The sequence below is a fragment of the Mesorhizobium sp. WSM4820 genome, assembly GCF_055811075.1.
Genome location: NZ_JBVVQN010000005.1, coordinates 282,508 through 308,715, shown reverse-complemented (window position 1 = coordinate 308,715; position 26,208 = coordinate 282,508). Strand labels below are relative to the sequence as shown.

At 63.2% G+C, this 26,208-nt stretch carries 22 protein-coding genes and 1 pseudogene; 13 read left to right on the top strand and 10 right to left on the bottom strand.

What is annotated here, in order from left to right; all coding sequences use genetic code 11:
• Positions 1–137: 137 nt before the first annotated feature.
• On the top strand, positions 138–974 hold the full coding sequence (locus AC0L2R_RS11315) for a hypothetical protein (protein ID WP_473508978.1): 837 nt from the start codon (positions 138–140) through the stop codon (positions 972–974).
• A 62-nt stretch (positions 975–1,036) separates the two neighbouring features.
• Entirely contained in the window at positions 1,037–1,795 is a 759-nt protein-coding gene (locus AC0L2R_RS11310; protein ID WP_473508880.1) for a hypothetical protein, read from the top strand.
• A 52-nt stretch (positions 1,796–1,847) separates the two neighbouring features.
• On the opposite strand, the gene AC0L2R_RS11305 is transcribed toward AC0L2R_RS11310, so the two are convergent.
• The 3 genes from AC0L2R_RS11305 to mtnK form a co-directional block, all read right to left on the bottom strand.
• Complete coding sequence (locus AC0L2R_RS11305) at positions 1,848–2,675, bottom strand: phosphogluconate dehydrogenase C-terminal domain-containing protein (protein WP_473508878.1); 828 nt, start codon at positions 2,673–2,675, stop codon at positions 1,848–1,850.
• A gap of 302 nt (positions 2,676–2,977) precedes the next feature.
• Positions 2,978–4,069: an S-methyl-5-thioribose-1-phosphate isomerase gene (gene mtnA / locus AC0L2R_RS11300; protein WP_473508877.1), complete on the bottom strand. Its 1,092-nt coding sequence runs from the start codon at positions 4,067–4,069 to the stop codon at positions 2,978–2,980.
• Entirely contained in the window at positions 4,066–5,337 is a 1,272-nt protein-coding gene (gene mtnK, locus AC0L2R_RS11295; RefSeq protein ID WP_473508876.1) for an S-methyl-5-thioribose kinase, read from the bottom strand. Before mtnK ends, mtnA begins: the two co-directional genes overlap by 4 nt.
• A gap of 135 nt (positions 5,338–5,472) precedes the next feature.
• Here mtnK and AC0L2R_RS11290 point away from each other — a divergent pair, with 135 nt between their 5' ends.
• The 3 genes from AC0L2R_RS11290 (at position 5,473) to AC0L2R_RS11280 (ending at position 9,172) form a co-directional block, all read left to right on the top strand.
• Positions 5,473–6,999 (top strand): sugar ABC transporter ATP-binding protein, encoded by a 1,527-nt coding sequence (locus AC0L2R_RS11290; RefSeq protein ID WP_473508874.1) that lies wholly within the window; start codon positions 5,473–5,475, stop codon positions 6,997–6,999.
• Between the two features lie 35 nt (positions 7,000–7,034).
• Positions 7,035–8,054 carry an ABC transporter permease gene (locus AC0L2R_RS11285; protein WP_473508872.1) on the top strand — a complete coding sequence of 340 codons (1,020 nt, stop codon included), beginning with the start codon at positions 7,035–7,037 and terminating at the stop codon, positions 8,052–8,054.
• 62 nt (positions 8,055–8,116) lie between these two features.
• The gene (locus AC0L2R_RS11280; protein ID WP_473508870.1) at positions 8,117–9,172 is read left to right on the top strand and encodes a substrate-binding domain-containing protein; all 1,056 of its coding nucleotides are present in this window, start codon (positions 8,117–8,119) and stop codon (positions 9,170–9,172) included.
• 88 nt (positions 9,173–9,260) lie between these two features.
• Here the strand turns inward: AC0L2R_RS11280 and AC0L2R_RS11275 are convergent, their stop codons facing one another.
• The 4 genes from AC0L2R_RS11275 to AC0L2R_RS11260 form a co-directional block, all read right to left on the bottom strand.
• Positions 9,261–9,548 (bottom strand): type II toxin-antitoxin system RelE/ParE family toxin, encoded by a 288-nt coding sequence (locus AC0L2R_RS11275; RefSeq protein ID WP_091599850.1) that lies wholly within the window; start codon positions 9,546–9,548, stop codon positions 9,261–9,263.
• Complete coding sequence (locus AC0L2R_RS11270; RefSeq protein ID WP_413468400.1) at positions 9,541–9,801, bottom strand: type II toxin-antitoxin system ParD family antitoxin; 261 nt, start codon at positions 9,799–9,801, stop codon at positions 9,541–9,543. Before AC0L2R_RS11270 ends, AC0L2R_RS11275 begins: the two co-directional genes overlap by 8 nt.
• Before the next feature lie 105 nt (positions 9,802–9,906).
• Complete coding sequence (locus AC0L2R_RS11265) at positions 9,907–11,961, bottom strand: bifunctional aldolase/short-chain dehydrogenase (RefSeq protein ID WP_473508868.1); 2,055 nt, start codon at positions 11,959–11,961, stop codon at positions 9,907–9,909.
• A gap of 80 nt (positions 11,962–12,041) precedes the next feature.
• The gene (locus tag AC0L2R_RS11260; protein WP_473508867.1) at positions 12,042–13,007 is read right to left on the bottom strand and encodes a sugar-binding transcriptional regulator; all 966 of its coding nucleotides are present in this window, start codon (positions 13,005–13,007) and stop codon (positions 12,042–12,044) included.
• 137 nt (positions 13,008–13,144) lie between these two features.
• Between AC0L2R_RS11260 and AC0L2R_RS11255 the strand changes: the two genes are divergently transcribed.
• The 3 genes from AC0L2R_RS11255 to AC0L2R_RS11245 are packed head-to-tail and all read left to right on the top strand — an operon-like array spanning position 13,145 to position 15,418.
• The gene (locus AC0L2R_RS11255; RefSeq protein WP_077381476.1) at positions 13,145–13,390 is read left to right on the top strand and encodes a type II toxin-antitoxin system ParD family antitoxin; all 246 of its coding nucleotides are present in this window, start codon (positions 13,145–13,147) and stop codon (positions 13,388–13,390) included.
• Between the two features lie 2 nt (positions 13,391–13,392).
• On the top strand, positions 13,393–13,722 hold the full coding sequence (locus tag AC0L2R_RS11250) for a type II toxin-antitoxin system RelE/ParE family toxin (protein WP_473508865.1): 330 nt from the start codon (positions 13,393–13,395) through the stop codon (positions 13,720–13,722).
• Between the two features lie 58 nt (positions 13,723–13,780).
• Positions 13,781–15,418 carry an acyl-CoA synthetase gene (locus tag AC0L2R_RS11245; protein ID WP_473508863.1) on the top strand — a complete coding sequence of 546 codons (1,638 nt, stop codon included), beginning with the start codon at positions 13,781–13,783 and terminating at the stop codon, positions 15,416–15,418.
• A gap of 137 nt (positions 15,419–15,555) precedes the next feature.
• Here the strand turns inward: AC0L2R_RS11245 and AC0L2R_RS11240 are convergent, their stop codons facing one another.
• The gene (locus AC0L2R_RS11240; protein WP_473508861.1) at positions 15,556–15,795 is read right to left on the bottom strand and encodes a VOC family protein; all 240 of its coding nucleotides are present in this window, start codon (positions 15,793–15,795) and stop codon (positions 15,556–15,558) included.
• A 92-nt stretch (positions 15,796–15,887) separates the two neighbouring features.
• Between AC0L2R_RS11240 and AC0L2R_RS11235 the strand changes: the two genes are divergently transcribed.
• Positions 15,888–17,411, top strand: coding sequence for an MFS transporter (locus AC0L2R_RS11235; RefSeq protein WP_473508859.1), 1,524 nt, complete (start codon positions 15,888–15,890; stop codon positions 17,409–17,411).
• 163 nt (positions 17,412–17,574) lie between these two features.
• Here the strand turns inward: AC0L2R_RS11235 and AC0L2R_RS11230 are convergent, their stop codons facing one another.
• Both AC0L2R_RS11230 and AC0L2R_RS11225 read right to left on the bottom strand, forming a co-directional pair.
• On the bottom strand, positions 17,575–18,468 hold the full coding sequence (locus tag AC0L2R_RS11230) for a PhzF family phenazine biosynthesis protein (protein WP_473508857.1): 894 nt from the start codon (positions 18,466–18,468) through the stop codon (positions 17,575–17,577).
• Between the two features lie 70 nt (positions 18,469–18,538).
• Positions 18,539–18,891 (bottom strand): annotated as a pseudogene (locus AC0L2R_RS11225) (VOC family protein).
• A gap of 229 nt (positions 18,892–19,120) precedes the next feature.
• On the opposite strand from AC0L2R_RS11225, the gene AC0L2R_RS11220 reads away from it, so the two are divergent.
• The 4 genes from AC0L2R_RS11220 (at position 19,121) to AC0L2R_RS11205 (ending at position 26,097) form a co-directional block, all read left to right on the top strand.
• Positions 19,121–19,729, top strand: a complete 609-nt coding sequence (locus tag AC0L2R_RS11220) for a TetR/AcrR family transcriptional regulator (protein ID WP_091599945.1) — start codon at positions 19,121–19,123, stop codon at positions 19,727–19,729.
• Between the two features lie 74 nt (positions 19,730–19,803).
• On the top strand, positions 19,804–20,943 hold the full coding sequence (locus AC0L2R_RS11215) for an efflux RND transporter periplasmic adaptor subunit (RefSeq protein WP_413468478.1): 1,140 nt from the start codon (positions 19,804–19,806) through the stop codon (positions 20,941–20,943).
• A 248-nt stretch (positions 20,944–21,191) separates the two neighbouring features.
• The gene (locus AC0L2R_RS11210) at positions 21,192–24,347 is read left to right on the top strand and encodes an efflux RND transporter permease subunit (protein ID WP_473508855.1); all 3,156 of its coding nucleotides are present in this window, start codon (positions 21,192–21,194) and stop codon (positions 24,345–24,347) included.
• A 256-nt stretch (positions 24,348–24,603) separates the two neighbouring features.
• Positions 24,604–26,097, top strand: coding sequence for an aldehyde dehydrogenase family protein (locus tag AC0L2R_RS11205; RefSeq protein WP_473508853.1), 1,494 nt, complete (start codon positions 24,604–24,606; stop codon positions 26,095–26,097).
• Positions 26,098–26,208 lie beyond the last annotated feature (111 nt).

Below are 26,208 nucleotides of genomic sequence, written 5' to 3'. Positions count from 1 at the left end.
GTACGCTGGAACAAAAGCTCTTTGCGGCGCTAAGGGAAGTCGACGCGCTCAGGAAGAGCGTGCAGCCGGCTCGCGGTGACCCGGCTCGCGCTGACCATGACGGCCGCGATTTGGCGGCGGCGCGAGCCGAACTGGCCGTGATGCAGCGCGGCGCCCGCGATGCCAGTGCGCAGGCGCGTGCGGTAGCCGACATGATGGCTGAACAAGCACGGGCGCTAAAACAGCAGCGGCGAAAAGCCGGAGAGCTCGCGCTCGATCTGGAAGTGGCGCAAAGCCAAGTGAAAGGCTTGAAGGCCAAAGCCACTCTCGCCGATCACGAGAAGGCCGCCATGCTTGAAGCGCGTCACTCCCTGGCGGCCTCTGCGGCAGAGGCGCAGCGAGCGCTGGATGAGGAGCGGCACAAGGCTGAGCGCTTCGGACGCGAACTCGCCGCGGCGCGCCAGACCATCGACGCGCTTAAGACAAGCGCGGATCTGGCTGCGGCTGCGCGGACCGACGCCATCAGGGAACGACAGGTGGCCGAGGCGGCTTTGAAGCGAGCTGGCGACGCACTCGAACTGGAGCGCGAACGGGCAGATTCAGCTGCTCGTGATCGCGACAGCGCCCGCCGGGAACGCGACGCGGCAAGGCAGGAAGCGAGCCGCGTCTCGATGGAGCTGAGCGTGGCGTTGGAGCAAGAGCGCAACAAGGCCGTCGGCCTGGCCCGCGAGCTCAGCGCCGCTCGAAAGGCGAGTGACGTTGAAAAGGCCCGGGATGAGCGTCGCAGCGAGCGTATCAACCGCGTTCCGAAAGCGCGTGCCGTCGCAGCTTCGCGTGCAGATGTGTCCGTGCGCTCGCGACCAGCCCGTAAATCGGGGTTGCGGGAAAACCACAAAGTGAAGGCCAAAAAACCATCGCGACCTGTTCTGGTGGCGACCATCGCGCTTCCCGACGCGTTGCTCCCGACGCGACCGCCGAAGCTCGGCGCTCCCTAGCGAGGGGTGATCGTGAAGGGCATTTCGGTGGGCCGAATCCATGCCGCAGGAGGAATATGGTGATGAACAAATACGTCGCAGCCGCATTGACCGTCGCGATCGCAATTTGCCCTGCCTCGGCTCTTGAGGCGGGGCTTGGCGGCAAACTTGGCGGTGTCGGGGTCGGTGCTGGCCTTAGCGCCGGCCCGAAAGGCGCCTCGGTGGCGGGCGGCTCGAGCGTCGATGGAGTAGGGGGAGCAAGCCTTGGCGGATCGCTCGGCGCGGGCAAGGGATCGCTCGGTGCCGGACTTGGCGTCAGCGGCAACCTCGGCGGCGCAAGCGGCGGCCTGTCGACAGGTGTCGGGGTGGGCGACCGTTCGTCCGCATCGGGCACCGCTCCAGGAGGTAAGCCAGGCAACCCGGCGCTGGGCGCCGGGCAAGCCGCGAGCAGCAATGCCGGCATCACGCCAGCCACCACCAAGGCCAAGGCCGCGAGTCAATTCGCCATCCTGCCCCGCAAGCTCAGGCCTTCCGCAACTGGTCGCAACGCGTCGGCGCGGATCACCTATGGCTATCCGTTTATGGCGCCACTGAAAGCCAAACCCGGTATCCCACCAGCTGTGGTGCGCGCCTGCCGCACGGCGATCGCGTCGGCCGCGACGCCGCTTGGCGCCGTGCTTGTTCACGCGGTAAGCGCGGGCCCGTTGCAGCAATTTCGGGGCGCGCTCACGGCGCCGATCGAGGTGCGCATACACTATGCAAGACAAGGCGGCGTCGAGGTTCGGCAGGCGCGAGTCGGCTGTCGCCTCGATGCGGCGGGTAGAGTCACTGCGGTGACATAGGACGCGCCTGTACCTTCTCCTACGAGAGGAGAAGGAAAGGAGGCTTCCGCCTTCAGGTGATGCGCTGGATGCTCGCTGCGATCTCTTCCGGCTCGAAGACCCGCTTCCAGTCCTCGCGCATCAGCACCGGCTTGCCGAACTCGATGGCCTTGTTGCAGGCGTCGGAGAACACCCCCTTGGTCTCGCCGAAGATGACGGCGCCGAGCACATTCATGTGGCCAAGCAGGAAGTCGAGCGCGGCCTGCTGGTCGACTCCGCGCGCGACGACCTCGTCGACCGCTTCCTTCATGACGACCAGCAGCGAAGCGCAGACGGTCTCCGAAAGGCCCGGCTCGAGCAGCGCCATCTGGTCGACGGTGACGCGATGCGACCGCATCACCGGGGCCCAGATGATCTTGGCGATCGCTTCGCCCTTGGCGAAATCCTCCTCCGGTCCCTGCATCAGCGCGCTGACCATATGCTGCTTGGCCTTGACGCCGCCGAAATAGTCCTTCTTGGCCGCCATGTCGGTCTCGTCGTTGAAGATCGGCGGATGGCAGGGATGGGTGACGAAATAGGTCAGGTCCGGCCGCTTCGGCAAATGACCGGCGAAAGGCGCTGCGGCGTCGAGCACGACCACCATTGTGCCGGACGCAAGCTTGCCCTCGATGCTGGCCGCGACCTTGCCGATATGGGTGTCGGGAACCGCCAGGATTACCACCTCGGCGCCGTTCAGGGCTTCATCGGCGCTGACCGCGTCGAGGCCCAGCCCGGTCTTCAGCCGCTCGCGGCCGGCGTCGCTGACCTCGACATGGCGTATGCTGTAGGGAGAGCCACGAAAATTGGTCGACAGGCGGTAACCCATTTTGCCGCCGGCACCAAACAGCGCAATCGTAGTCATCTGGCCCTACTCCTGATCTTCAACGATGACCCTGCCGATCGTCACCTTAGTAACTGGTATAATCACACTACCATGGATTGGCAACCCGTTTGGGACGAACGCGTTCACGAGAGCCAATTCCGCAGCCCCGCGCCGTCGGCTGCGCCAGCTGGTGGCGGCCTTGTCGGATCATGTGGTGGATCGACATCGCATTTGGCATTGCCGGCGAGGCCGGGTCTTTTCAGGGTTCCGGCGAGCCGTCAGTCTTGATAGTTAGGGTCCGCTGCCAACCGTCTCAGCAGTATCCGTGGGAGCAGGATCCATCAGCGTCCGGGAAACATCGCCTTCAAGCCGTCGCGCGACGCCCTGGCGACGCCGCGCTCGGTGATCAATCCGGTGACCAGCCGCGCCGGCGTCACGTCGAAGGCCGGGTTTGCCGCGGGCGTCGTCTCCGGCGAGATGCGGACCTGCGCAATCTCGCCACTCGCGGTCTTACCCCAGACCAGTGAGACCTCGTCGCTGGAACGCTGTTCGATCGGGATTTCGGCCAGCCCGTCACCCACCGTCCAGTCGATGGTTGGCGACGGCAGCGCGACATAGAACGGCACGTCGTTGTCGGCGGCGGCCAGCGCCTTCAGATAGGTGCCGATCTTGTTGCAGACATCGCCGTCGGCGGTGGTGCGGTCGGTGCCGACGATGACCATGTCGATCTGGCCGCGCTGCATCAGATGGCCGCCGGCATTGTCGACGATCAGTGTATGCGGCACACCGTGGCCGGCCATCTCCCATGCGGTCAACTGGGCGCCCTGGTTGCGCGGGCGGGTTTCGTCGACATAGACATGAACGGGAATGCCGGCTTCCGTTGCCAGATAGATCGGCGCCGTGGCGGTGCCGTAGTCGACGGTGGCCAGCCAGCCGGCATTGCAATGGGTCAGGATGTTGACCGGCTCGCCCGGTTGCTTGCGTGCTGCGATTTCCCTGATGATTTCAAGCCCGTTGACGCCGATGGCGCGGTTGAGGCCGACATCCTCGTCGGCGATTTCGCCGGCGCGCCGGTAAGCCGCCTCGGCGCGCTGTCCTGATGGAAGCGGCCGCAGCAAATTGCGCATCTCATCGAGCGCCCAGCGCAGATTGATCGCGGTCGGGCGGGTTTCGTGCAAGACCTCCCAGACGCCGTCGAGTGCCGCATCCGAAGGGTCGTCGGCCATCTGCATGGCGACGCCATAGGCGGCGGTGACGCCGATCAGCGGCGCGCCGCGCACCCACATGTCGCGGATCGCCGTGGCGATGCCGGCAACGGTGTCGACTTTTTCGACGCGGAAATCATGCGGCAGCCAGCGCTGATCGATGATCTCCACCGAACGGCCGTCGTCGCTCAGCCAGATGGTGCGGTAGTGGCGGTCGCCGACATTCAAATCCTGTTCTCCCGTTCGATCAGTGCGGCCAATTTGTTGACCTCGTCGATGCTGTGGATCTGGCGCCGGTTGACGGCGATGTGACGGCCGAATTTCAGCGCCTTTGCCTCACATGTGGCGCGCAGATCGGCGTCGGCAATGGTCTCGAAATCGGCATTGTGCGCGAGGCCCAGAATGCGCCTGTGCACCTCGACGCCGGCAAAGCCCAGCATGTCGGTCCACACCTGGTGCAGCATGTGGTCGAGCGCCTGTTCGGCGCCAAGCCTGTCGCCCTGATCCTCGAACAGGCTCTTCTGGTAGAGCATGCCGGTGCGCTCGGTTCGCCACAGATGCGAGAACTCGCTGCGGAACACCGACCATGTGTCGACCGTGACGTCGAGCAGATAGGCGCGCATGGTGTCGCGCTTCCCGTTCTGCTCGTGGCCACGCTGCGAGAAGAACGCCATCCAGAAATTGGCGAGCAGCATGCCGACGTCGAAGGCGATCGGGCCGTAGAAGGCGAATTCGGGATCGATCATCCGCGTTTCTGTCTCGGTGACCATGATCGAGCCGGAATGCAGGTCGCCGTGCAGCAGCGTCTCTGCATTGGCCGCAAAAATGTGCTTCAGCCGCTGCGCCTCGACCTTGAGGTCACGGTCGGCGCGCAATTCTGCAACGATGCTGTCGAGCTGCGGGCTCGTATGCCGGTTCATCTTGGCATCGAAATACGGGTCCGAGAACACCAGGTTCTCGGTGATGTCGCAAAGCTCGACATTGTCGGCGAACAGCGCCAGATCGGCCTTGCGATCCCTGGTCGCCATATGCAGGTCGGAGCCGCGAAACAGGGTGCGGGCCATGAACAGGCCGATGTCCCTGGCGATGTTGGGCAGTTGCCGGCCCTCGATCAGCGCCCGCCGCAGGATGATGTGCGGCGACAGGTACTCCATGATGATCAGCGCCTGGCCTTCGTCGAAGTGATGGATCGCCGGCACCGAACCGGGCGCTCTCGCCTGCTGCCGGGTCAGCGCGTGATATTCAAAGAAGGAGCGTTTTAGCGGCAGCGGCCAGCTGTCGCCGACCAGGCGGACATAGGGCAGGGCCTGCTTGACGACGGCCGCACCCTGCGCACCCTCGACGATGAACACCAGGTTCAGATTGCCGTCGCCGACCTCGCGAACCTTCCAGCGGCTCGTGTCCTTGCCGATATGCGAGCACAGCGCCGCGTTGGCGCCGAGGCGGGCCGCCAGTGTTTCGACCGACAGTGCTTCGAACGGCAATTTCCCAGTCATCCTCACCTCCCGTTTACGTGCTCTCATCTTAGTGGAGCCATCACGGTTGGTCCAAGCTAGGAAGCCCTCTGGCAATTGTCAATCGTGTTGACAATTGCCGGAACAGCCCATAGCGTCGTCGCCAGGGAGGAACGAATGGGCAATGATGCCGTGTTCCGCGTCGACGGCCTGAGGAAATCCTTCGGCCCTATCGAGGTGCTTGGCGGCGTCTCGCTCGATTTGCATGCCGGTGAATTGACCGTGCTGATGGGCGCCAACGGCGCCGGCAAATCCACCCTGGTCAAGATCATCAGCGGCGTTTACGAGCGCGGCGGCGGCACGATGAGCCTTGCCGGCCAAAACTTCGCGCCGCACGACTTCGCGCCGAAAACGCCGGCGGCGGCGATCCGCGCCGGCGTCGTCACCGTTCATCAGAACATCAATGACGGTGTCGTCGCCGATCTCGACGTCGCCACCAATTTGACGCTCGACAGGCTGAGCGGCAGCGGCGCGCCGACCCTGTTCAATCCGGGCCGGGTGCGCCGCGAGGCAAAGGCGGTTGCCGACCGCATGGGGCTGATGATCGACCTGAAGGCCCGGATCAGCGATCTCTCGCTGGCCGATCGCCAGATGGTGGCGATTGCCCGCGCCATGGCGCATCAGCCGAAGGTGCTGATCCTCGACGAGCCGACCTCGTCCTTGTCCAGCGCCGAGGCCGACCGGCTTTTCGCGCTGCTCGACAGGCTGCGCGAGCAGGGCGTCGCCATCCTCTACATCTCGCACCGCATGTCCGACATCAGGCGGCTTGCCGACCGGATCGTCTCGATGCGCGACGGCGTCGTCTCAGGCGTCTTCGACAGCAAGCCGCTCGATTATGAAGGCGCGGTCAACGCCATGCTCGGCCGCAAGATCCACCTCGAGCGGATCGTCGCCAGGAATTCGGCCAGGCCTGTCCTGACGATCGACAGGTTGCGCATTGCCGAAGGTTCCAGGCCGATCTCGCTGACGCTCGGCGACGGCGAAGTCGTTGCCATCACCGGCCTCGTCGGCGTCGGCAAGACAGCGCTCGCCGAGACGCTGTTTGGCGTCCGCAAGCCGCTGTCCGGCACCATGGTGCTGAACGGCAAAGCCTATGCACCGGGGTCGACAGGCGAGGCGATCGCCGCCGGCGTGTTTCTCGTCGCCAAGGACCGGAGCGAAAACGGGATCGTCGGCGACTTCAACATCCAGAAAAATATCAGCCTGCCGTTTCACAGGCGGATGTCGCGTCTGGGCGTTCTCAAGCGCCGCATCGAGCGCGCCACCGCCCGCCGGCAGATCAAGGAATTGGGCATCGTCTGCCGCTCGGAGAAGGACGAAATGTCAGCGCTTTCCGGCGGCAACCAGCAGAAGGTGATGGTCGCCCGCTGGATGTCGCAGGCGGCAAGACTGTTCATACTGGACGAGCCGTTTCAGGGCGTCGACATTTCAGCCAGGCGCGATATCGCGGCCAAGCTGCGGGCGAGCGCCAACGGCCGTGCGACGCTGCTGTTCGTCACCGAGCTCGACGAGGCGCTGGAGACCGCCGACCGCATCCTGGTGATGTCGGAGCAGACAATCGTCGGTGAGCATCGCAACGCCGACATCGACCTCGATCGCCTGCTGGCCGAAGTGGCGGGCGGGCCGCTGCACAGCGCAGCGTGAGGCGGGCAGATAATGGGACGTGGAATGGAGAGGGCATGAGTTCGGGTTGGGTAAGGATGGCAGCCGCGCGCGGCCATGCCATCCGCTATGGCTTCATCGTTCTGCTGTTCGGGTTGATCGCCTATTTCGCCATCGCCGCCGATGGCTTCGTCTCGCCGCAGAGCGCCGTCTTCATCTTCCAGTCCGTCGCCATCACCGGCGTGCTGGCGCTCGGCGTCACCGCCACCCTGGTCGTCGGCGGCTTCGACCTGTCGATCGGCTCCGTCGCCACCAGCGCCATGATGGCGGCCGCCTATGTCATGGTGGTGCTGGAGCAGAACGCTGTCGTCGCGGTTGTCGCCTGTCTCGCGATCGGCGTCATCGTCGGCCTCATCAATGGCTGGCTGATCGTCTATATGCGTGTACCGGACCTTCTGGCGACGCTCGGCATGATGTTCCTGCTCGTCGGCTTGCAGCGAATCCCGACCGAGGGCCGCTCGATCGCCACCGGCATGACGATGCCTGACGGCTCGGTCGCCAACGGCACGTTCGGCGCCGGCTTCCTGGCGCTCGGCCGCCACCGCTTCGATTTCTTCATCCCCAACCTCATCCCGGTTTCGGTCGTCGTCCTGCTCGTGCTTGCGGTGCTGATCTGGTTCTTTCTCGAATACACCCGTTTCGGCCGCATGATGTATGCGGTCGGCAGCAACCAACGGGCTGCCGAACTCGCCGGCGCGCCTGTCAAGGCATACAAAATCTGGGCATACGTTATTTCAGGGGTTTTTGCCTCGATCGGCGGCATTTTGCTCGCTGCCCGGCTTGGACGCGGCGACATCGCCTCGGGTAATAATCTCCTGCTGGACGCAGTGGCTGCGGCACTCATCGGCTACGCGGTTCTTGGCGCCGCCAAGCCGAACGCCTTCGGCACGGCTGTCGGCGCGGTGTTTGTCGGCGTGCTGCTGCAGGGCCTGACGATGATGAACGCGCCCTATTACACGCAGGATTTCATCAAGGGCGTGGTTCTCGTGGTTGCCTTGGTCTTCACCTTCGCCCTTTCCGACAGGGGCAACAGGTAGGATTTCGACGGACAGGATTTTCGACCGGCTGAAATTTGAATTCAACAAGTGGAGGAGACAACATGAAGATCACAAGAAGAGTTTTGGGGAAGGCAGCAATCGGGCTTGCCGGTGCTGCGCTGCTGATGCAGGTCCCGGCGATGGCGCAGGACAGGCCGGCGCCGTTCGACAAGCCCGGCGCCGTCAAGATCGCGCTGGTCCGCTATCTCTCGACCGGCGACTTCTTCCAGGCCTATCTGTCCGGTGTAGAAGCGCAGGCCAAGGCGCTTGGCGTCGATCTGCGCGTCCTCGACAGCCGTCAGGATGCCGCCCTTCAGGCGGACATGGTCGACCAGGCCATCGCGCTCGGCGTTCAGGGCATCATCATCCAGCACGGCTTGACGGAATCGATGAAGGAAGCCGCCCAGCGCGCGGTCGACGCCGGCATCAAGGTCGTCGCCTTTGACGTCAACCTCGAGAACCCCAAAATACCGCAGATCGAGCAGTCCGACCGCGACCTTGCACGCCTCGCTCTCGAGCAGGCAATCAAGGACAATGGCGAGGGCTGGAAGGCCGGCTACGTCTATGTCGCCGGCATCGCGCCGCTCGACCGCCGCAACGAGACCTGGGTCGAGTTCAAGAAGAAATATCCCGGCATCAAAGAGGCGGCGATGTTCGGCGCGCTCGACAACCCGATCGCCAATTCCGTCGCCAACCAGGCCCGTTCGGTGCTGTCGGCCAACCCCGACATCAAGGTGATGTTCGCGCCCTTTGACGAATTCGCCAAGGGGGTGAAGATCGCCGTCGACGAGGCCGGCCTGTCACAGGACATCAAGATCTATTCGGCCGACATCTCGACCTCCGACATCGCCGCGATGCGCGAGCCCGACAGCGCCTGGGCGGCGACGGCTGCCACCAACCCGGCCGTCGTCGGCCAGGTTTCGGTGCGCGCGCTGGCGCAGCTTTTGGCCGGCGAAGACCCCGGTCAAAACGTCATCGTGCCGCCGACGCTGATCAGCCAGAAGGACCTGATCGACAAGGACATCAAGAACATGGAAGACCTCTCGGCCAAGCTGCCGCAGTTCGCCCATGCCGATGTCGCGATGCCGGCCTGGATGCCGAACCCGAACGCCAAATAAGCGTACCATCGCAGGCCCAAGGGAAGAGCGGCTCGCGGGCGGGCCGCTCTTTTCCAGGTCTGAATGCCTGCTCCGTCAGGCTCGTGGTTTACAGCCAGTGCTCCGGATCGCGCATCCCGTGGACGATCGCCACGACCAGGATGCCTTCCAGCTGCGGTTCGTAGATGACGATGTAGCGGCCCTCGATGAGCACGCGGGCCGTCACACTCAACTCTGGCCTGGCTGTGCCCATCTTGGGGTGCTCCGCCGCCAGCTCCAGTTTGTCAAAAATGCGCATAAGCAGCTTGTCGGCTGCCTTTTCATTCTCGATTGCGATAGTGTGCCAAATATCCCGCAAATCTTGCGAGGCGCGCGGCGTGAGCCGATATCTAGCCACGGGCGCGGCGTTCTGCCTTCAAACCGCGTATGAACTCGGCGGGTTCGACTTCCACCGGCTTGCCGCTGGCCATGCCGTCGGCATAGGCCCGCTTCAAGTGTTCCAACTCCAAGGCGCGCAATTCCTCGCGCTGTTCCCACAGGCGCAGAGCGTCGCGGACAATCTCGCTGTTAGAGGCATATCCCCCGCCTTCGACAGCGCTTTGCAGGCGGGCCGCCTGTTGCGGGGTGAGGGATATGGTAAGGGTGCGCATGGGATGGGTTTTCATGCTTGGCCATGTATCATATCTCACAAGGTCTAACAATCTTTGTTAGGATTCTCCGGTGATCTCTCACCGCGAGAATGGCAAAGTTCCAAGCTACCGCAGCGCCGCCGCGATATTGCCGCCATCCACCGTCGTCACATTGGCGGTGGTGCGCTCTGCCAGCGCCTGATGCAGGAAGGCCTGGGCGACGTCTTCGGCCGTCACTTCCTGCCCGAGCAGATTGCCCGCCATATATTCCTTTTCCGAGACCCCGCGGGCGCTCGAACGGCTGGCGATCATCGCGTCGGTCAACAGCCCGGAACGGATGCGGTCGGCGTTGACCGCATTGGAGCGGATGCCGTGGGCGCCGTAGTCGACAGCATATTGCCTGGACAGGAAAAGCGTCGCCGCCTTTGGCATGCCATAGGCGCCGAACTTCGGACCCGGATTGATCGCCTGCTTGGAGGTGTTGAACAAAAGCACGCCGCCGGTGCCCTGCTCGAGCATGATGCGCACTGCGTTCTGCGCCGCCGACTGGTGGGCGAAGAAATTGAGTTCGAAGCTCTTGCGCAAAGTGGCGTCGTCGAGTTCGCCGATCCTGCCTTCCCAAGCCGCACCGGCATTCGAGACGAGGATGTCGAGGCCACCGTAGACGGCAACCGCCTTGTCGAAGGCAGCGCGCATCTGCGCCGGGTCGGTGATGTCGGCGCCGACGCCGATCGAACCGTTGCCGGCCTTTTTTGCCGCCTCCGTCGCCCTCGCCGCGTCGAGATCGACGACGACCGCATGAGCGCCATTGTCGGCGAACAGCTTTGCCGTGGCGGCGCCGATCGCGCCGGCGCCGCCGGTGACCAGCACAATTTGGCCGGTCAGCGGCTTCGGCTTGTTGGCGGCGAGCTTGGCCTGTTCCAGCGACCAGTATTCGAGCGGAAAAAGGTCGGCCTTGGACAGTGGATGGAAATCGCCGATTGCTTCGGCGCCGCGCACCGCCTCGATCCACATTTCACCGACGTCGGAGGCAATCTTCGCATCCTTCAGCGTGCGGCCATGGCCGAACATGCCGAGCCCCGGCACCAGCGTCAGGCGTGGCATCTGGTCGAGCATAGTGCGCTTCACGTCGTCGAGCGCGTCGTTGGTCTCGAAGTAGGCGCGATAGTCCCTAGCGAAGTTTTCGACATGCTGGCGAATGACGGATTTGTAGTCGCCGATCTTGTCCGCGTCGGGCGCCGGCAGCGCCATCGGTCCGGTCTTGATGCGGATCGACAGGTCGGGCGTCGACACGCCGCGCCCGGCATAGTCGGCAATGTCAGCCGAATTGATGAAATCGACGATCGCGTCCGAGGTGCGGAAATCGCTGATCATACGGTCGAAGCGGCCTTCGCCGCGCGCTACCGCCACCTCACCGCGCAGCATCGGCGCAATCTCCGCAGGCCTCGCCAGCCTGGCCGGCAAGGCAGCTTTTTCGCTGCGCGGCTTGCCGTGGCTGGCGATGAAATCCTCGGCGATATCAACATAATGGATCATCCGGTCGTAAGCCTGCTTGGCGTCGTCGCCGAACGTGAAAATGCCATGCTTGTCGAGGATCAGGCCTTCGACCGTCGGGTCGGCGTCGAAGACATCGGCAGCCGCCTTCGCCAGGTCGAATCCCGGCATGATGTAGGGCACGAACCCCATCTTATTGCCAAAAACCTTCTTGCTCAGCGCCTCGCTGTCGTCTTGGTCGACAATGGCCAGGATCGCGGTCGAGTGCGTATGGTCGACGAATTTATGCGGCAGGAAGGCGTGCAGCAGTGTCTCGACTGAAGGGTTGGGCGAAGACGGATCGATCAGGTTCACCCGCTGCAGCGCCACCATGTCTTCGTCGGAGAGTTTTTTGAGCGACCGCGCCTTGAGCAGCGCGCCGAGCTTGACCGCCGGCAGGCCCTGCGGCTCGATGATGCCCATGTCCCAGCCGCTGCCCTTGACGCAGAGCACGTCCCATTCGTCGCCGACGAGATCGATGGCCTTTGTCTTGCACGATGTGTTGCCGCCGCCATGCAGGACAAGCCGCGGTTCGCCGCCCAGAAGCCTGGTCGTGTAGACGCGCAGCGCCAGGTCGCGGGCCACACCCTTTGTTGCATAGTCGGCAACCAGCTTCTCCGCGTCGCCGTCATTCCACAGGTTCTTCATGTTCGCTTCGTCCGGTTGTTTTGTTGTGAAACAGGAATGCCGCGACGCCTTGATGACAATGCGTCCGCGGCTTGTGTTCTCTAGGCGACCTTTTCTGCTGCCGGTCCGGCATCGTCGAGCAGCCGTCGCGCCATCCGGGCGCCGACCACCAGATGCGTGCATAGCCGACCCGCGATCGCCGCCACCAGCGGTCCGAACTTGCTGTCCTCCTGCACCACCACGAGGCGCTTTTCAATCTTGCGCAGCGATGACAGCTCCGCCGAAATGATCCGCCTGTTGTAGCTGCAGTCGAGCGCCTTGCCTTGCGCGTCGATGATCTGACCGGCGATGACGCCGGCAGCCCCGGCACGACGCAGCACCTCCATTTCGCTGGCAGTCAGCGCGCCGCATTTGACGACATGGCTGTCGGCGTCGACGGTGCCGACTGAGTAAAGCGCCAGATTGCACGCACTGATGCCCGACAACTGCTCGCGGATCACCGGCTCGTCGCGCAGGCCGCGCGCCAGTTCCTCTGTCGTCAGCACCAGCGGCGCATAGAAATTGAGTCCCTTGGCATTGAGCCGGCGGGCGATTTCCATGGTGCATTGGTCGGGGCGGTAGGAATAGGGGGCTCCCAGATTGCCGCAGAGCTGCACCACCGTGACATCCTGCAGATCGGCATAGGACATGATGTCGGCGATCGTATAGATGGTCCTTCCCCAGGCGACGCCGATGCGATCGCCCTTCTTGATCAATTCGAGAAAGACGCTGGCCGCCAGCACCGCGATGTCGGTCGACGGATCGGCGACATGGCCGTTTTCCGGCGCTATCCAGACGGCATCGAGCTTCAATGCGTCTTCGAGTTTGCGCGCCATGACGTCGTCGGTGAAAAGCTGGGTCGAGGTCGAGATGTTGACGATGCCGGTCTCGCGCGCTTTGCGCAGATACATGGCGACCGAGGCGCGGGAAATCTTGAGCTGGCTGGCGACCTGGTCCTGGCGCAAGCCGTGGGCATAGTAGAGCCAGGCGGCCTTATGGATAAGCTGTTCTGCCGGTCGGATCGCCATGCCATCTCCTCGCTGACATTATTCACGGCTGTCGACAAAAGTCAAATTGTGGAATCTTGGTGAACTGCGGGCATTGTCGATGCCAGTGATTGCGCCATTTTTGTTATCGGGATAAAAACTGAACAGGAGGCCTGACAATGAACGTATCATTGGGTGAGCGCTGGGAAACTTTCGTGTCCAACATTGTCAAGCGGGGCCGCTACGGTTCTGCCAGCGAAGTCGTGCGCGAAGGCTTGCGCCTGGTCGAAGAACGCGAGGAAAAGCTAAAGGCGCTACGCGCCATGCTGGATAAGTCGTTTGCTGACGACGGCGAAGCGACCGAGCAGGACATTGACGCGGCTGTGGAAGCCAAGGCTGAGCAACTCGCAAAGGAAGGCTTCTAGGAGTGCCACGGCTGCGTATGTTGCCGTCGGTACAGACAGATTTGGTCAATATCTTTGAATACGTCGCTCGCGAAAGCGGCAGCCTGGTGCTTGGCCGCCGTTTTGTGGATGCTCTGCGCCAGAAATGCCGTGATCTGGCGAGCTTGCAGGCGACGCTCGGTCGTGCTCGCCCCGATCTCCGGCCGGACATCCGGAGTTTCGCTTTCCGGGGATACGTCATTTTCTTCCGCTATAATGGAGATTGCTTTGAGGTGGCGAACATCATCGAAGGGCATCGCGACATCAACGCGTTATGGTCAGAAGGCGAAGGCGGGCAGGGGCGCCAGGAGTAGCTGAGGCGGCCTCGCTCGCCAGCGTGCCGAAGCGTTCGATAAACATGGGGAGGACGGGATGGGCAATCCCTACGAACAGGATCTCGGCAGGAATCCAGCCAACCACCAGCCGCTGACGCCGCTCAGCTATCTGGAGCGGGCGGCAAGGACCTTTCCCGCCCATGTCGCGATCATCCATGGTCGCCAGCGCACGACCTATCGCGATTTCTGGCGGCGGTCGCTGAAGCTTGCTTCGGCGCTCTCCAGGCGCGGCATCGGCAAGGGTGACACCGTCACCGTCATGCTGTCCAACACCCCGCCGATGCTGGAAGCGCATTTCGGCGTGCCGATGACCAAGGCGGTGCTGCATTCGCTCAACACCCGCCTCGATGCCGCCGTCATCGCCTTTCAGCTCGACCATGCCGAAACCAAGGTGCTGGTCATCGATCGCGAGTTTGCAAATGTCGTCAGCGAGGCGCTGGCGCTGGCCAGGGTAAAACCGCTGGTCATCGACTATGACGATCCCGAATACGCCACTGACGCCCCTTATCCCAAGGGCGAGCGGATCGGCTCGCTCGATTACGAGACCTTCGTCGCGGGCGGCGACGAGGATTTCGCCTGGTCGATGCCGGACGACGAATGGGACGCGATCTCGCTCAACTACACCTCCGGCACGACAGGCAATCCGAAGGGCGTCGTCTATCACCATCGCGGTGCGGCACTGATGGCCTATGCCAACACCATCCATGCCGGCATGGGCAAGCATGCGGTCTATCTGTGGACGCTGCCGATGTTCCACTGCAATGGCTGGTGCTTTCCGTGGACGCTGGCCGTGCAGGCCGGCACCCATGTCTGCCTGCGCTGGGTGCGGCCGAAGCCGATCTACGACACCATCGCCGACCACGGCGTCACCCATCTGTGCGGCGCGCCGGTGGTGATGTCGGTGCTGATCAACGCCAGCGACGAGGACAAGCGGCAATTTCCGCAGACGGTCACCTTCAACACCGCCGCGGCACCGCCGCCGGAAGCGGTGTTGTCGGGCATGGCCGACGCGGGTTTTGCCGTCACCCACCTCTATGGCCTGACCGAGACTTATGGCCCGGCTGTCGTCAACGAATGGCATGGCGAGTGGGATGGGCTGGAGAAGGGACAGCAGGCGGCGAGGAAGGCCAGGCAAGGCGTGCGCTATGCCGCGCTCGAGGATCTGACGGTGATGGACCCCGAGACGATGGAGGCGACGCCGGCCGACGGCGAGACGATCGGCGAGGTCATGTTCCGCGGCAACATCGTCATGAAGGGCTATCTGAAGAACCGCAAGGCGAGCGACGAGGCCTTCGCCGGCGGCTGGTTCCACTCGGGCGACCTCGGCGTCATGCATCCCGACGGCTACATCCAGCTCAAGGACCGCTCCAAGGACATCATCATTTCCGGCGGCGAGAACATCTCCTCGATCGAGGTCGAGGAGGCGCTCTACAAGCACGGCGCCGTCGCCTCCTGCGGCGTCGTTGCCAGGCCCGACGACAAATGGGGCGAGGTGCCGGTCGCCTATGTCGAGCTGAAGCCGGGCAGGACGGCGACCGAGGCCGAGATCATCGACCACTGTCGCGCGCTGCTCGCCCGCTTCAAACTGCCGAAAGCGGTGATCTTCGCCGAAATCCCGAAGACCTCAACCGGCAAGATCCAGAAGTTCAGGCTGAGGGCGATGGTTAAGGGGTAGGTGGATCAGGACCGTCGGCGTCACGACGGTGCAGAGCGTTTGATGGCAGCAGGACAGAGGGGGGCGCGAAGGATCACGACAGATCAGAATTTAGCCTGAGCCGCCGCTCATGCCGGGAACCGGCAATGGGGGCCCGTTCAGTATTGTGAACAATTTTTTTGCCGAAGATGCGAGAGCACGTTGAGCAGCTTGCCGGTTGGGTCGGCAATGAAGAAGCGTCTTACGGTCAAATCATAGACCACTCTGCAACCGATCTCGTTCGCGCGCAGATAAACCGCGTCGACATTGTCGACCTCGATCGACAGATCAGCCACCGGGGTGCCTGAGCCGCACTCAACAACGTGCCTTGCAGCAGCTGGATCGGCTGAACGGAGCAAAAAGATCACTCCGTGTCGGATCGAGTGCCTCCCGATCGTCCTCGATACAGAACCGACTCGACGAAAGAAGATCTAGCAGGAGGAGCATTCTGATGGAGAACGCGGAGCGGGGCCCCAGGGCTACACGGCGCGAATGGATGGGGCTCGCGGTTATCGCGCTGCCTTGCCTGCTCTATTCCATGGACCTGACGGTCTTGAATTTGGCTGTGCCGCGATTGAGCGCAGACTTGAGGCCTTCGAGTTCGCAACTTCTGTGGATCGTGGACATTTATGGCTTTCTGCTTGCCGGATGCCTGATCACGATGGGCACGCTGGGCGACCGCATCGGCCGCCGCAGATTGCTTTTGATCGGCGCGGTGACATTTGCAATTGCTTCGGTCTTCGCGGCGTTCTCCACAAGCGCCGAAATGTTGATCGTCTCGCGTGCGCTGCTCGGGATTGCCGCGGCCACGCTTGCGCCGTCCACCCTCTCGTTGATCCGCAACATGTTCCTCGATCCGAGGGAGCGCACGGTTGCGATCGGCGTCTGGATCGCCAGCTTCTCCGCGGGCGCTGCCATCGGCCCGCTGGTCGGGGGCATCCTGCTGAGCTATTTCTGGTGGGGTTCCGTGTTCCTCGTGGCCGTACCGGTCATGGTCGCGCTGCTGGTGTTCGGTCCGATGGTCCTGCCCGAGTATCGCGATCCAGAAGCGGGTCGGCTCGATATCTTGAGCGCCGCGCTGTCACTTGCCGCGGTGCTTTCGGTGATCTACGGCATCAAGGAAATCGCCGAACATGGATTCGGCCTGGCGGCGGCCTTCGCCATTGTCTTCGGCGCGGCTGTCGGCGCCGTTTTCGTCTTGCGTCAACCACGGCTGAAAAATCCCCTGGTCGATCTGCGGCTCTTTCGCTCGCGCGCCTTCAGCGCTTCATTGGCGGTCAACGTTCTCGGCTTCTTCGTCGCGTTCGGCTCGTTTCTCTTCATCGCGCAATATCTGCAGCTGGTGCTCGGGATGGGACCCTTTGTAGCGGGCCTTTGGACGGTGCCTTCCGCCATCGCTTTCATCGCCGGTTCGATGCTGACGCCGATCGCGGTCGGTAAGGCTCGCCCGGGCTATGTGATGGCTGCCGGCCTTGCGCTCGCGGCAGTGGGATTCCTTATTCTCACCCGCAGTGGCGGCCGAGCCGATCTCGCGGTCATCGTCACAGGCTACAGCGTCTTCTCCCTGGGCCTTGCACCGGTGTTCACTTTGGCCACCGACCTCATCGTGGGCACCGTTGAACCCGGGCAAGCCGGTGCGGCCTCGGGCCTCGCGGAAACCAGCAGTGAGTTGGGCGGCGCGCTCGGCATCGCGATCCTTGGCAGCATCGTCACCGCCATCTATCGCAGCGGCGTGACCGGGATGGTCGCGGATGGGGTGTCCGCACAAGAAATCAGCGTTGCCAAGGACACGCTTGGAGGCGCCGTCGCAGTTGCAATCGCCTTACCGGAGACGCTCGGTTCCGATCTACTCGGCAAAGCGCGGGAGGCGTTCACTCAGGCGTTCCAGATGACGGCCGGTATCTGCGCGTTGGTGGCGCTGGCTGCGGCCATCCTTGCGGGGGTCCTGTTGCAAAAAGTACGGGGGCAGGTCTGAGGCTGGGCAGCAGCCAGCAAAAGCTGCGACACCAACCGACCCCTGAGGCCTAAGCACGACACGGAACAGAGGAGGAAACCCATGCCGATTTTCGGACTATCGCCTGGAGGTCAAGACGAGACCCTTTCTCGGCCATGGGCGCAAAGGCCGCCGCGGTCAGCGACTAGATCGAAAACGCCCCGCTCGCCACCACGATGCCACGTCCACACACGCTCACCGAGCCGGCATCGACATCGACCTCGATGATGCTGGTACGTCCGAGCGCCGTGCCTTGTTTGACCTTGATGACGCCGGGCTGCGCAACACCGTGTGCAACCAGATGTGCGGCGAGCGGACCAGCCGCCGTACCGGTTGCCGGATCCTCGGCAATGCCGACAGTCGGGTTGAAAAACCGTGCATACGCCGTGGTTTCGGGCTGCCGTGGATCGAGTGAGAAGACGTAGCAGCCTTCCCCGCCGATCTGGTTGAGCAGGTCGAAAAGCTGTTTGGCATCAGGCGAAATCCGGTCAACGGCTTGGCGATCGCGGATTGGCACAAGGAGATGGGCAGCACCGGTCGAGACCACCTGGCAAGGCACGACGTCCGTTATTTCTTCAGTATTTAGGCCAAGTGCCGCGGCAAGGGCACCAAGGTTTGAGATCTGCCGGCCGGCCACTGGGGCTTCTTGCCGCATAATGATCTTTTCGAGTTTTCCCTGGCTTTGCCAGATGGCCAATGGATATACCAAGTCGCCGATCTGTTGGTGAAACCATGTCGGGCCATCGCCCAGCTCGAGCCGCCCCGCCGCAGCGAGCCACCACCAGGCCCCTAGCGTGTTGTGGCCGCCTGCGCCGAAAACCTCCACGCCTTTCGGCGTGAAAGAGCGCAATTTCCAATCGGCGTCCGCCCGGGTCGCCGGCAGGACAAAAGTGGTCTCGGACTGGTTGAACTCACGGGCAATGTTCTGCATCAGCTCGAGCGCCAACTCGTCACCGCCATCGACCACCGCAAGGGAATTGCCGGTCAGCGGCTCTACCGCGAAGACATCGACGAAATGAAATGGAATTGTTCTGCTCATGGTTTTTCCTCCGAGAACCGCAATTGGGCCCGTTCAGTTTGCAGAACAATCTCTACCGAAAGAACAATCTCTACCGAAGATGCGAGAGCACGTTGAGCAGCTTGCCGGTCGGGTCGGCAATGAAGAAGCGTCTTACGCCCCACGGTTCGTCGGTCAAATCATAGACCACTCTGCAACCGATCTCGTTTGCGCGAAGATAAACCGCGTCGACATTGTCGACCTCGATCGACAGATCAGGCACCGGGGTGCCTGAGCCGCCCTGGCTGGCGATGTGATCTGGGGGACGGTGGTTTCGCTGGACGCCAGCGTGACGAGCCAGCCGTGATCCATGACGGCATCGAGCCCGAACAAGTCGGTATAGAACTTCCGAACATCCGGAATGCTGTCTGTTGCGATGTTCGAGACGATGCGCAGCACGGTCATTCCATGTCTCCTTCACAGCTTGGCGTATCTCCACAGCTTCGATGATAACGCATTGCTGCGCTGCGGGGACCCGCAGCAGGCTTCGTTAACGCTGTTCACGCCCAGGTTGTATCAACAGGTGTCGCCGGTCGCCCAGAAAGGTTAACATCACCTGTTGACAGGCGGGCGATTTCGAATTACGAGTGACGAAATTCAAAATTCGTCACTCGTAATGAGCTACTGATACATGATGCATGACACCCTCGACACGACGGCTGACCTGGTCCGGCAGGAGAATGTCGCGCGCATCCTCGATTGCGCAGAGCGACTGTTCCGCCACTACGGCTACGGCAAGACCAATGTCGCCGACATAGCCCGTGAACTCGGCATGTCGACGGCCAACATCTACCGTTTCTTCGCCTCCAAGGTCGAAATCCACCAGGCGGTGTGCGGCCGTATGCTCGCTACCTGCTACCAACTGACCTACGACGCCTGCCATAGTCCCGGAACGGCCAGCGACAGGCTGCGCCGCTACGTGCAAACGCACTATCAGTGGACCCGCGACACCATGCTCGACCAGGAGAAGGTGCACGAAATGGTCGTCGTCGCCATCGAGCGCGATTGGCATGTCATCGAGAAGCATATCGACAGGATCCGCGGCTTGGTCGAGGAGGTGATCCGCGAGGGAATCGCGGCCGGCGAGTTTGCCGACCAGGACCCGGAAGTCGCTTCGCGGTGTTTCGGCGCCGCTATCATCACCCTGTGTCACCCGCAGATGGTCGCCCAGTGCCTTGCCAAGAACAACCGGGCGATGCCGGACGAGCTTATCGAGTTTGCCATCAGGGCCTTGAAGAAATGACCGGCGGCGTCCGCCGGGCGTCGACAATCCATCTCCAGTTCGGGAGTACGCAAGTGTCTTTGTCCAAATCCATCATGAACAGGCTGCCGGCCATTGGTCCGGCTCTGGTCGTCGTCGCGGCGCTTGGGCTCGCCGGTTGCTCGCAAGAAAAAGTGGAAGTCAAGGACATCGTCCGGCCGGTCAAGGTCGTCGAGATCGCCAAGGCGAACGATACCCGTGAGCTCTCCTACTCCGGATCGGTGCGTGCCCGCACCGAGATGAATCTCGGCTTCCGCATCAACGGCAAGATCACCGAGCGCCTGGTCGACATCGGCCAGCGCGTCAAGCCGGGCGACGTTCTGGCCCGCATCGATCCCGCCGACTACGACCTTTCGGTCAACAGCGCCGAGGCCAGCCTCGAGGCCGCCGAGCGGCAGGTCGAGACAACGGGCCTTGCCCGCCGTCGTGCCGAACAGCTGTTTGCCAAGAAGTTCTCCTCGAAATCGCAGCTCGAACAGGCGACGCTCAGCTATGATCAGGCGGTCGCCACCCGCAATTCCGCCCGTTCAGCGCTTGACCAGGCGAAGAACCAGGTTCTCTACACCGACCTCAAGGCGGACAGGAATGGCATCGTCACGTCAGTCACCGCCGATGTCGGTCAGGTGGTCGGCTCCGGCACGCCGGTTGTGACCGTTGCCGTCGATGGCGAAAAGGAAGTGCTGATCGCCGTGCCGGAAACGGATATCGCCCAGTTCAAGCCGGGCAAGGACGTCAAGGCAAGCTTCTGGTCCGACGAAGCGCTGACGCTCGACGGCAAGGTCCGTGAAGTCGCCGGCAGCGCCGATCAGCAGTCGCGTACCTTTGCCGTTCGCGTCAGCCTGCCCAGCGATCCGCGCGTGCTTCTCGGCATGACCGCGAATATCGAGGCTTCGGCCGCCAACAACAGCCTGCAAAGCGTATCGATCCCGTTGAGCGCGCTGGCGCAAAAGGACGGCCAGCAGATCGTCTGGACCGTGGACCGCAACGGCGAGACCGTCCATGCGCGTCCGATCAAGGTCGCCGAGTTCACCGCCGACGGCGTGCATGTTGCCGAAGGATTGAAACCCGGCGATGTCGTCGTTGCGGCGGGCACGCAATTCATGACCGAAAATCTGAAAGTCAAGCTGGCCGGCGATGCGGTGCAACAGTCCGCATCGGCGGACGATGATGGCGACGCCGTCAAGCGCGTGCGCTGACGGCCAGGCAGAAAACGGCTTTTCCTCGCATCGGCGCAAGCCGCGAGGTCAAGCGGTTCACGGTTTCCGGGCGGCAGGCGCCCGATTGTCGAGACGTCAGGTCGATGTACCCCCCGACATCGATCCTGGCGCCCCACCGCGATGAGTGTCTCTCCGCTCGGAAAGCCTCGCCGCCCGGAAGCCAGCACTAGAAGCTCCGTGGGCATGCCATGTGCGTGCGCTGACGATCAGACAGATGGACTGGCGCTATGACCACCGACACCACCGACACCAATAAAAAACGGCCCTTCAATCTTTCGCGCTGGGCGATCGGGCACCCGAGCATTGCGCGGTTCCTGTTCGGCCTGATCATCGTTGCCGGTGCGCTCGGCCTGATGCGCATGGGCCAGAAGGAAGATCCGGATTTCACCTTCCGCGTCATGGTCGTCCAGGCGGTCTGGCCCGGTGCCTCGATCCAGGAGATGGAGGACCAGGTCGTCAACAAGATAGAGCGCAAGCTGCAGGAAACGCCGCATCTCGATTTCGTCCGTTCCTATACGCGCGCCGGCAGCGCCATCATCACCTTGCAGGTGGAAGGCGACACCAATCCGACCCAGGTCGCGGATGCCTTTTACCAGGTCCGCAAGAAGGTGGGCGATATCGCCAATGAGCTGCCCCAGGGGCTGCTTGGGCCTTACTTCAACGACGAATTCGGCGACACTTTCATCACCCTGCATTCGATCAGCGGCGATGGCTACAGCTATCCCGAGCTGAAGAAATTGGCCATCCAGGCGCGTGACATGCTGCTGACCACGCCCGGCGTCGAGAAGGCCGTGATCATCGGCGACCAGCCGGAAAAACTCTATATCGACGTTTCGTCCAAGGTGCTTGCCGAGCGCGGCCTGACACTCACCGATCTGCAGAACGCGATCAAGGGCCAGAACAATGTCGATCCGGCAGGCTCGGTCGACACCGGCCAGCGCTCTGTGCGCATCTCGGTCGAAGGCAGCGTGACGGAGGCGGCCGACATCCGCGAACTTCGCCTGCGCGCCGGCAATCAGGTGACGCGCCTCGGCGACATCGCAACCGTGACCACAGGTCTCGAGGATCCCTATCAGCGCAAATACCGCTTCAACGGCCAGGACAGCGTCCAGGTCGGCGTCGTCATGGCCAAGGGCTTCAACGTCACCGATGTCGGCAAGGAGGTCGAGGCGACCTATCACCGCTTCGAAGAGGCCTTGCCTTACGGCGTTTCAGTCGATCAGATCGCCGACCAGCCGGAAGTCGTGCGGGACGCGGTAAGCGAGTTCATGACGGCGCTCGGCGAGGCGCTGCTGATCGTGCTTGTCGTTTCGTTCCTGACGATCGGCTGGCGTTCGGGTCTGGTGATCGCAATCACCATTCCGCTCGTTCTGGCCGCCACCTTCGCCATCATGTACGAGATCGGCATCGATCTGCAGCGCATTTCGCTTGGCGCGCTGATTATCGCGCTCGGCCTGCTTGTCGACGACGCGATGATCGTCGTCGAAATGATGGAACGCAAGCTCGAGGAAGGAATGGTCAAGATCGAGGCGGCGAGCTTCGCTTACACCTCGACGGCCTTCCCGATGCTGACCGGCACGCTGATCACCACCGCCGGCTTCATCCCGGTCGGCTTCGCGGCTTCGACGGCCGGCGAATATGTGCGCACGCTGTTCTACGTCGTCGGCATCGCGCTGGTCGTCTCCTGGTTCGTGGCGGTCTATTTCACGCCGTGGCTTGGTCATATGATCCTCAAGCAGCGAAAACACGCCGGCAGCCATCATGATGTCTTCGGCACGCGCTTTTATCGCCGGCTTCGCGCCACCGTCAGCTGGTCCGTGCGCCACCGCATCATCGTGCTGGTCATGACGCTGGTGACCTTCGTCACCAGCCTGTGGGCGTTCCAGTTCATCCCGCAGAATTTCTTCCCGCAGTCGTCGCGTCCGGAAATCCTTGTCGACCTCTGGCTGCCGGAAGGCACCAGCATCAAGGAAGTCGAGACGCAGGCCAAGGCGCTCGAAACCAGGATGATGGACGACAAGGACAAGCGCTTCATCGCCACCTATATCGGCGAGGGCGCTCCGCGTTTCTTCCTGCCGCTCGACCAGCAGCTCCGCAATCCGAATTTTGCCCAGCTTCTGGTGATGGCCAATGACGAACCGGCCCGCGAACGGCTGATCGTCAAGCTGCGCACCATTCTGGCCGAGGATTTCCCGTCGGTCCGTGCCAAGGTCGACCGCCTGTTCCTCGGGCCGCCCACCGGCTGGCCGGTGCAGATGCGCGTCATGGGCCCGGATCGCCAGGAGGTGCGCCGCATCGCCGACGAGGTGAAGGCGAAGTTCCAGGCAAATCCGCTGCTCGGCGCCGTCCACGACGACTGGCTCGAGCCGGTGCCGGAGATGAAGCTGGTGATCGACCAGGATCGCGCCCGTGCGCTCGGCGTCACCTCGCAGCGCATCCGCCAGATGCTGCAGGCGACCATGTCGGGAGCGCCGCTCGATGATTTCCGTGATGGCGAGGAGACGGTTTCGATCGTCGCTCGCGAGCCGAAGGCAAGCCGCCACCTGCTGTCGGCGGTCGACTCGATCTCTGTCCCGACGGATTTCGGTGGCTTCGTGCCGCTGTCGCAGGTCGCCAAGGTCGTCCCGGTGCTGGAGCAAGGTGTCGAATGGCGCCGCGACCGTCTGCCGACCATCAGCGTGCGCGCCACGCTGCCGGACGGCGTGCAGTCGAACGATGTCGTCATGAAGATGTACAGCGAGATGCAGGGCCTGCGGGACGGTCTGGCGCCTGGCTACAACATCGAGATCCAGGGCGGCGCCGAGGATTCGGCCGAAAGCCAGGCCTCGATTGCTGCGAAAGCTCCAATCATGCTGGCCGTCATCGTCGTGCTGCTGATGATCCAGCTGCAGCATTTCGGCAAGGCGATGCTGGTGCTGGCGACTGGTCCGCTCGGCATCATCGGTGCTGCGGCGGCACTTTTGATCAGTGGCGCGCCGTTCGGCTTCGTCGCCATTCTCGGCGTCATCGCGCTGCTTGGCATCATCATGCGCAACTCGATCATCCTGGTCGACCAGATCGACCAGGACATCGCAGCCGGCATGGAACGCTCGGAGGCCATCATCGGCTCGGCAGTCCGCCGTTTCCGGCCGATCATGCTGACGGCGCTGACGGCGGTCTTGGCGCTGATCCCGATCTCGCGCGGCGTCTTCTGGGGGCCGCTCGCCTATGCCATGATGGGCGGCATCCTCGTTGCCACGGTGCTGACCATCCTCGTCCTTCCGGCAGGCTATGCCTTGTTCTTCGGCCGGGAGCGCAAGAAGGTCGAGGACGCGGCGCCGGCCGCCGAGCCGAAACTGGCGGAAAACGATGACCAGCCGCAACTGCCCCTGGCGGCCGAATAGCGGTCGAGGCAATCGCGCAGGTTGGCGCCGCCCCTCATCTGGCTGCCGCCATCTTCTCCCCGTATAGTGACGGGGAGAAGGACGCCTGCGCAAAGGATTTCGCCAATCTCCAGCGCTGCAAAAAAGCGCCGAGCGTGCGGCCAGCCCCTTCTCCCCGTCACTATACGGGGAGAAGGGCCCGGCAGGGCGATGAGGGGCGGCGCCGAGATCGATAATTAATCTCAAGTGAGGCTACCGCGCGCCGGAGGAGGACGTCATGACCATAGCTCAGGCACCGGTGGCGCTGCGCCGGCCGATCGACGGACGCCACCGCAAAATGTTCGTCGATGGCGCCTGGGTCGACGCCCGCTCTGGCAGGATCATGGAGACCCGCAATCCGGCCACCGGCGCGGTCATTGCCACGGTGCCGCGCGGCGACCGCCAGGATGTTGAGCTGGCGGTGGCCGCAGCGCGCAGGGCCTTCGACGGGCCGTGGAGCCGGTACAAACCCTATGAGCGGCAGGTGCTGCTGCTCAGGATCGCCGATCTCTTCGAAAAGCACTGGGAGGAGATCAGCCGCTCGGACACCACCGACATGGGCATGCCGATCGTGCGCACCCTGGCCAACCGCAATCGTGTTATCGGCATGCTGCGCTATTATGCCGGCATGGCGACCTCCCTGCACGGCGAGACGATCGAGAACTCGCTGCCGGGCGAAATCGTCTCCTTTACGGGCAAGGAGCCGGTCGGCGTCGTCGGCGCCATCATCCCGTGGAACGCCCCGACGGCCGCTTCGATCTGGAAGATCGGACCGGCGCTGGCGACCGGCTGCACCGTGGTGCTGAAACCGTCGGAAGAGGCGCCGCTGACGCCGCTTCTGATCGCCGACATCATGAACGAGGCCGGCGTTCCGCCAGGCGTCGTCAACATCGTGACCGGCACCGGCGCCGAGGCAGGCGCCGCCCTTGCCGAGCATATGGGCGTCGACAAGATCGTCTTCACCGGCTCGACGGCAACCGGCCAGTCGATCGTCCGCGCCTCGGCCGGCAACCTCAAGCGCGTCTCGCTGGAGCTTGGCGGCAAGTCGCCGGTCATCGTCTGCGCCGACGCCGATCTCGACAAGGCGGTGCCGGTGGCGGCGATGTCGGTGTTCGCCAATTCCGGCCAGATCTGCATCGCCGGCTCGCGCCTGTTCGTCGAATGCTCCATCCATGATGAATTCGTCGAGCGGCTGGCGACCTATGCCAAGGGTCTCAGGATCGGCGACGGCATCGATCCGGCGACCGAGATCGGCCCACTCGTCTCCGAAAAGCAGCTGCAACGGGTCGCCTCGTATCTCGAGGCCGGCGCGGCGGAGGGCGCGACCCTCGTCACCGGCGGTCAACGCCTCATGGAAGGTGCGCTGGCCGCCGGCAATTTCGTCGCGCCGACCGTCTTTGCCGATGTCTCGGACGACATGAGGATCGCGCGCGAGGAGATCTTCGGGCCGGTGATTTCGGCGCTGCCGTTCGATACGCTCGATGAGGCGGTCGAGCGTGCCAACAACACGCCCTACGGTCTTGCCGCCGGGGTCTTCACCCGCAATGTCGCCACCGCCCACCAGCTGTCGCGAAAAATCCGCGCCGGCTCAGTCTGGGTGAACACCTATCACGCCATCGATCCGGCCGTGCCCTTCGGCGGCTACAAGATGAGCGGCTACGGCCGCGAGGGCGGTGCCGAGCACCTCGACGAGTATCTCAACACCAAGGGCGTGTTCATCAAGATCGATTGAAAACGCGGCTCTCCCTTCTCCCCTTGTGGGAGAAGGTGGCCTCGCGAAGCGAGGTCGGATGAGGGGTGTTCCAGCTTGGCACGGACGGCACTCCGGCCAACACCCCTCTTC

What these genes read in the sequence shown, in the direction of transcription:
- AC0L2R_RS11310 (WP_473508880.1), top strand. Translation starts at nt 1,037, where the DNA reads ATGAACAAATACGTCGCAGCCGCATTGACCGTCGCGATCGCAATTTGC.
- AC0L2R_RS11305 (WP_473508878.1), bottom strand. Translation starts at nt 2,675, where the DNA reads ATGACTACGATTGCGCTGTTTGGTGCCGGCGGCAAAATGGGTTACCGC.
- mtnK (WP_473508876.1), bottom strand. Translation starts at nt 5,337, where the DNA reads ATGACTGGGAAATTGCCGTTCGAAGCACTGTCGGTCGAAACACTGGCG.
- AC0L2R_RS11290 (WP_473508874.1), top strand. Translation starts at nt 5,473, where the DNA reads ATGGGCAATGATGCCGTGTTCCGCGTCGACGGCCTGAGGAAATCCTTC.
- AC0L2R_RS11285 (WP_473508872.1), top strand. Translation starts at nt 7,035, where the DNA reads ATGAGTTCGGGTTGGGTAAGGATGGCAGCCGCGCGCGGCCATGCCATC.
- AC0L2R_RS11280 (WP_473508870.1), top strand. Translation starts at nt 8,117, where the DNA reads ATGAAGATCACAAGAAGAGTTTTGGGGAAGGCAGCAATCGGGCTTGCC.
- AC0L2R_RS11270 (WP_413468400.1), bottom strand. Translation starts at nt 9,801, where the DNA reads ATGCGCACCCTTACCATATCCCTCACCCCGCAACAGGCGGCCCGCCTG.
- AC0L2R_RS11265 (WP_473508868.1), bottom strand. Translation starts at nt 11,961, where the DNA reads ATGAAGAACCTGTGGAATGACGGCGACGCGGAGAAGCTGGTTGCCGAC.
- AC0L2R_RS11260 (WP_473508867.1), bottom strand. Translation starts at nt 13,007, where the DNA reads ATGGCGATCCGACCGGCAGAACAGCTTATCCATAAGGCCGCCTGGCTC.
- AC0L2R_RS11255 (WP_077381476.1), top strand. Translation starts at nt 13,145, where the DNA reads ATGAACGTATCATTGGGTGAGCGCTGGGAAACTTTCGTGTCCAACATT.
- AC0L2R_RS11245 (WP_473508863.1), top strand. Translation starts at nt 13,781, where the DNA reads ATGGGCAATCCCTACGAACAGGATCTCGGCAGGAATCCAGCCAACCAC.
- AC0L2R_RS11235 (WP_473508859.1), top strand. Translation starts at nt 15,888, where the DNA reads ATGGAGAACGCGGAGCGGGGCCCCAGGGCTACACGGCGCGAATGGATG.
- AC0L2R_RS11230 (WP_473508857.1), bottom strand. Translation starts at nt 18,468, where the DNA reads ATGAGCAGAACAATTCCATTTCATTTCGTCGATGTCTTCGCGGTAGAG.
- AC0L2R_RS11220 (WP_091599945.1), top strand. Translation starts at nt 19,121, where the DNA reads ATGCATGACACCCTCGACACGACGGCTGACCTGGTCCGGCAGGAGAAT.
- AC0L2R_RS11215 (WP_413468478.1), top strand. Translation starts at nt 19,804, where the DNA reads ATGAACAGGCTGCCGGCCATTGGTCCGGCTCTGGTCGTCGTCGCGGCG.
- AC0L2R_RS11210 (WP_473508855.1), top strand. Translation starts at nt 21,192, where the DNA reads ATGACCACCGACACCACCGACACCAATAAAAAACGGCCCTTCAATCTT.
- AC0L2R_RS11205 (WP_473508853.1), top strand. Translation starts at nt 24,604, where the DNA reads ATGACCATAGCTCAGGCACCGGTGGCGCTGCGCCGGCCGATCGACGGA.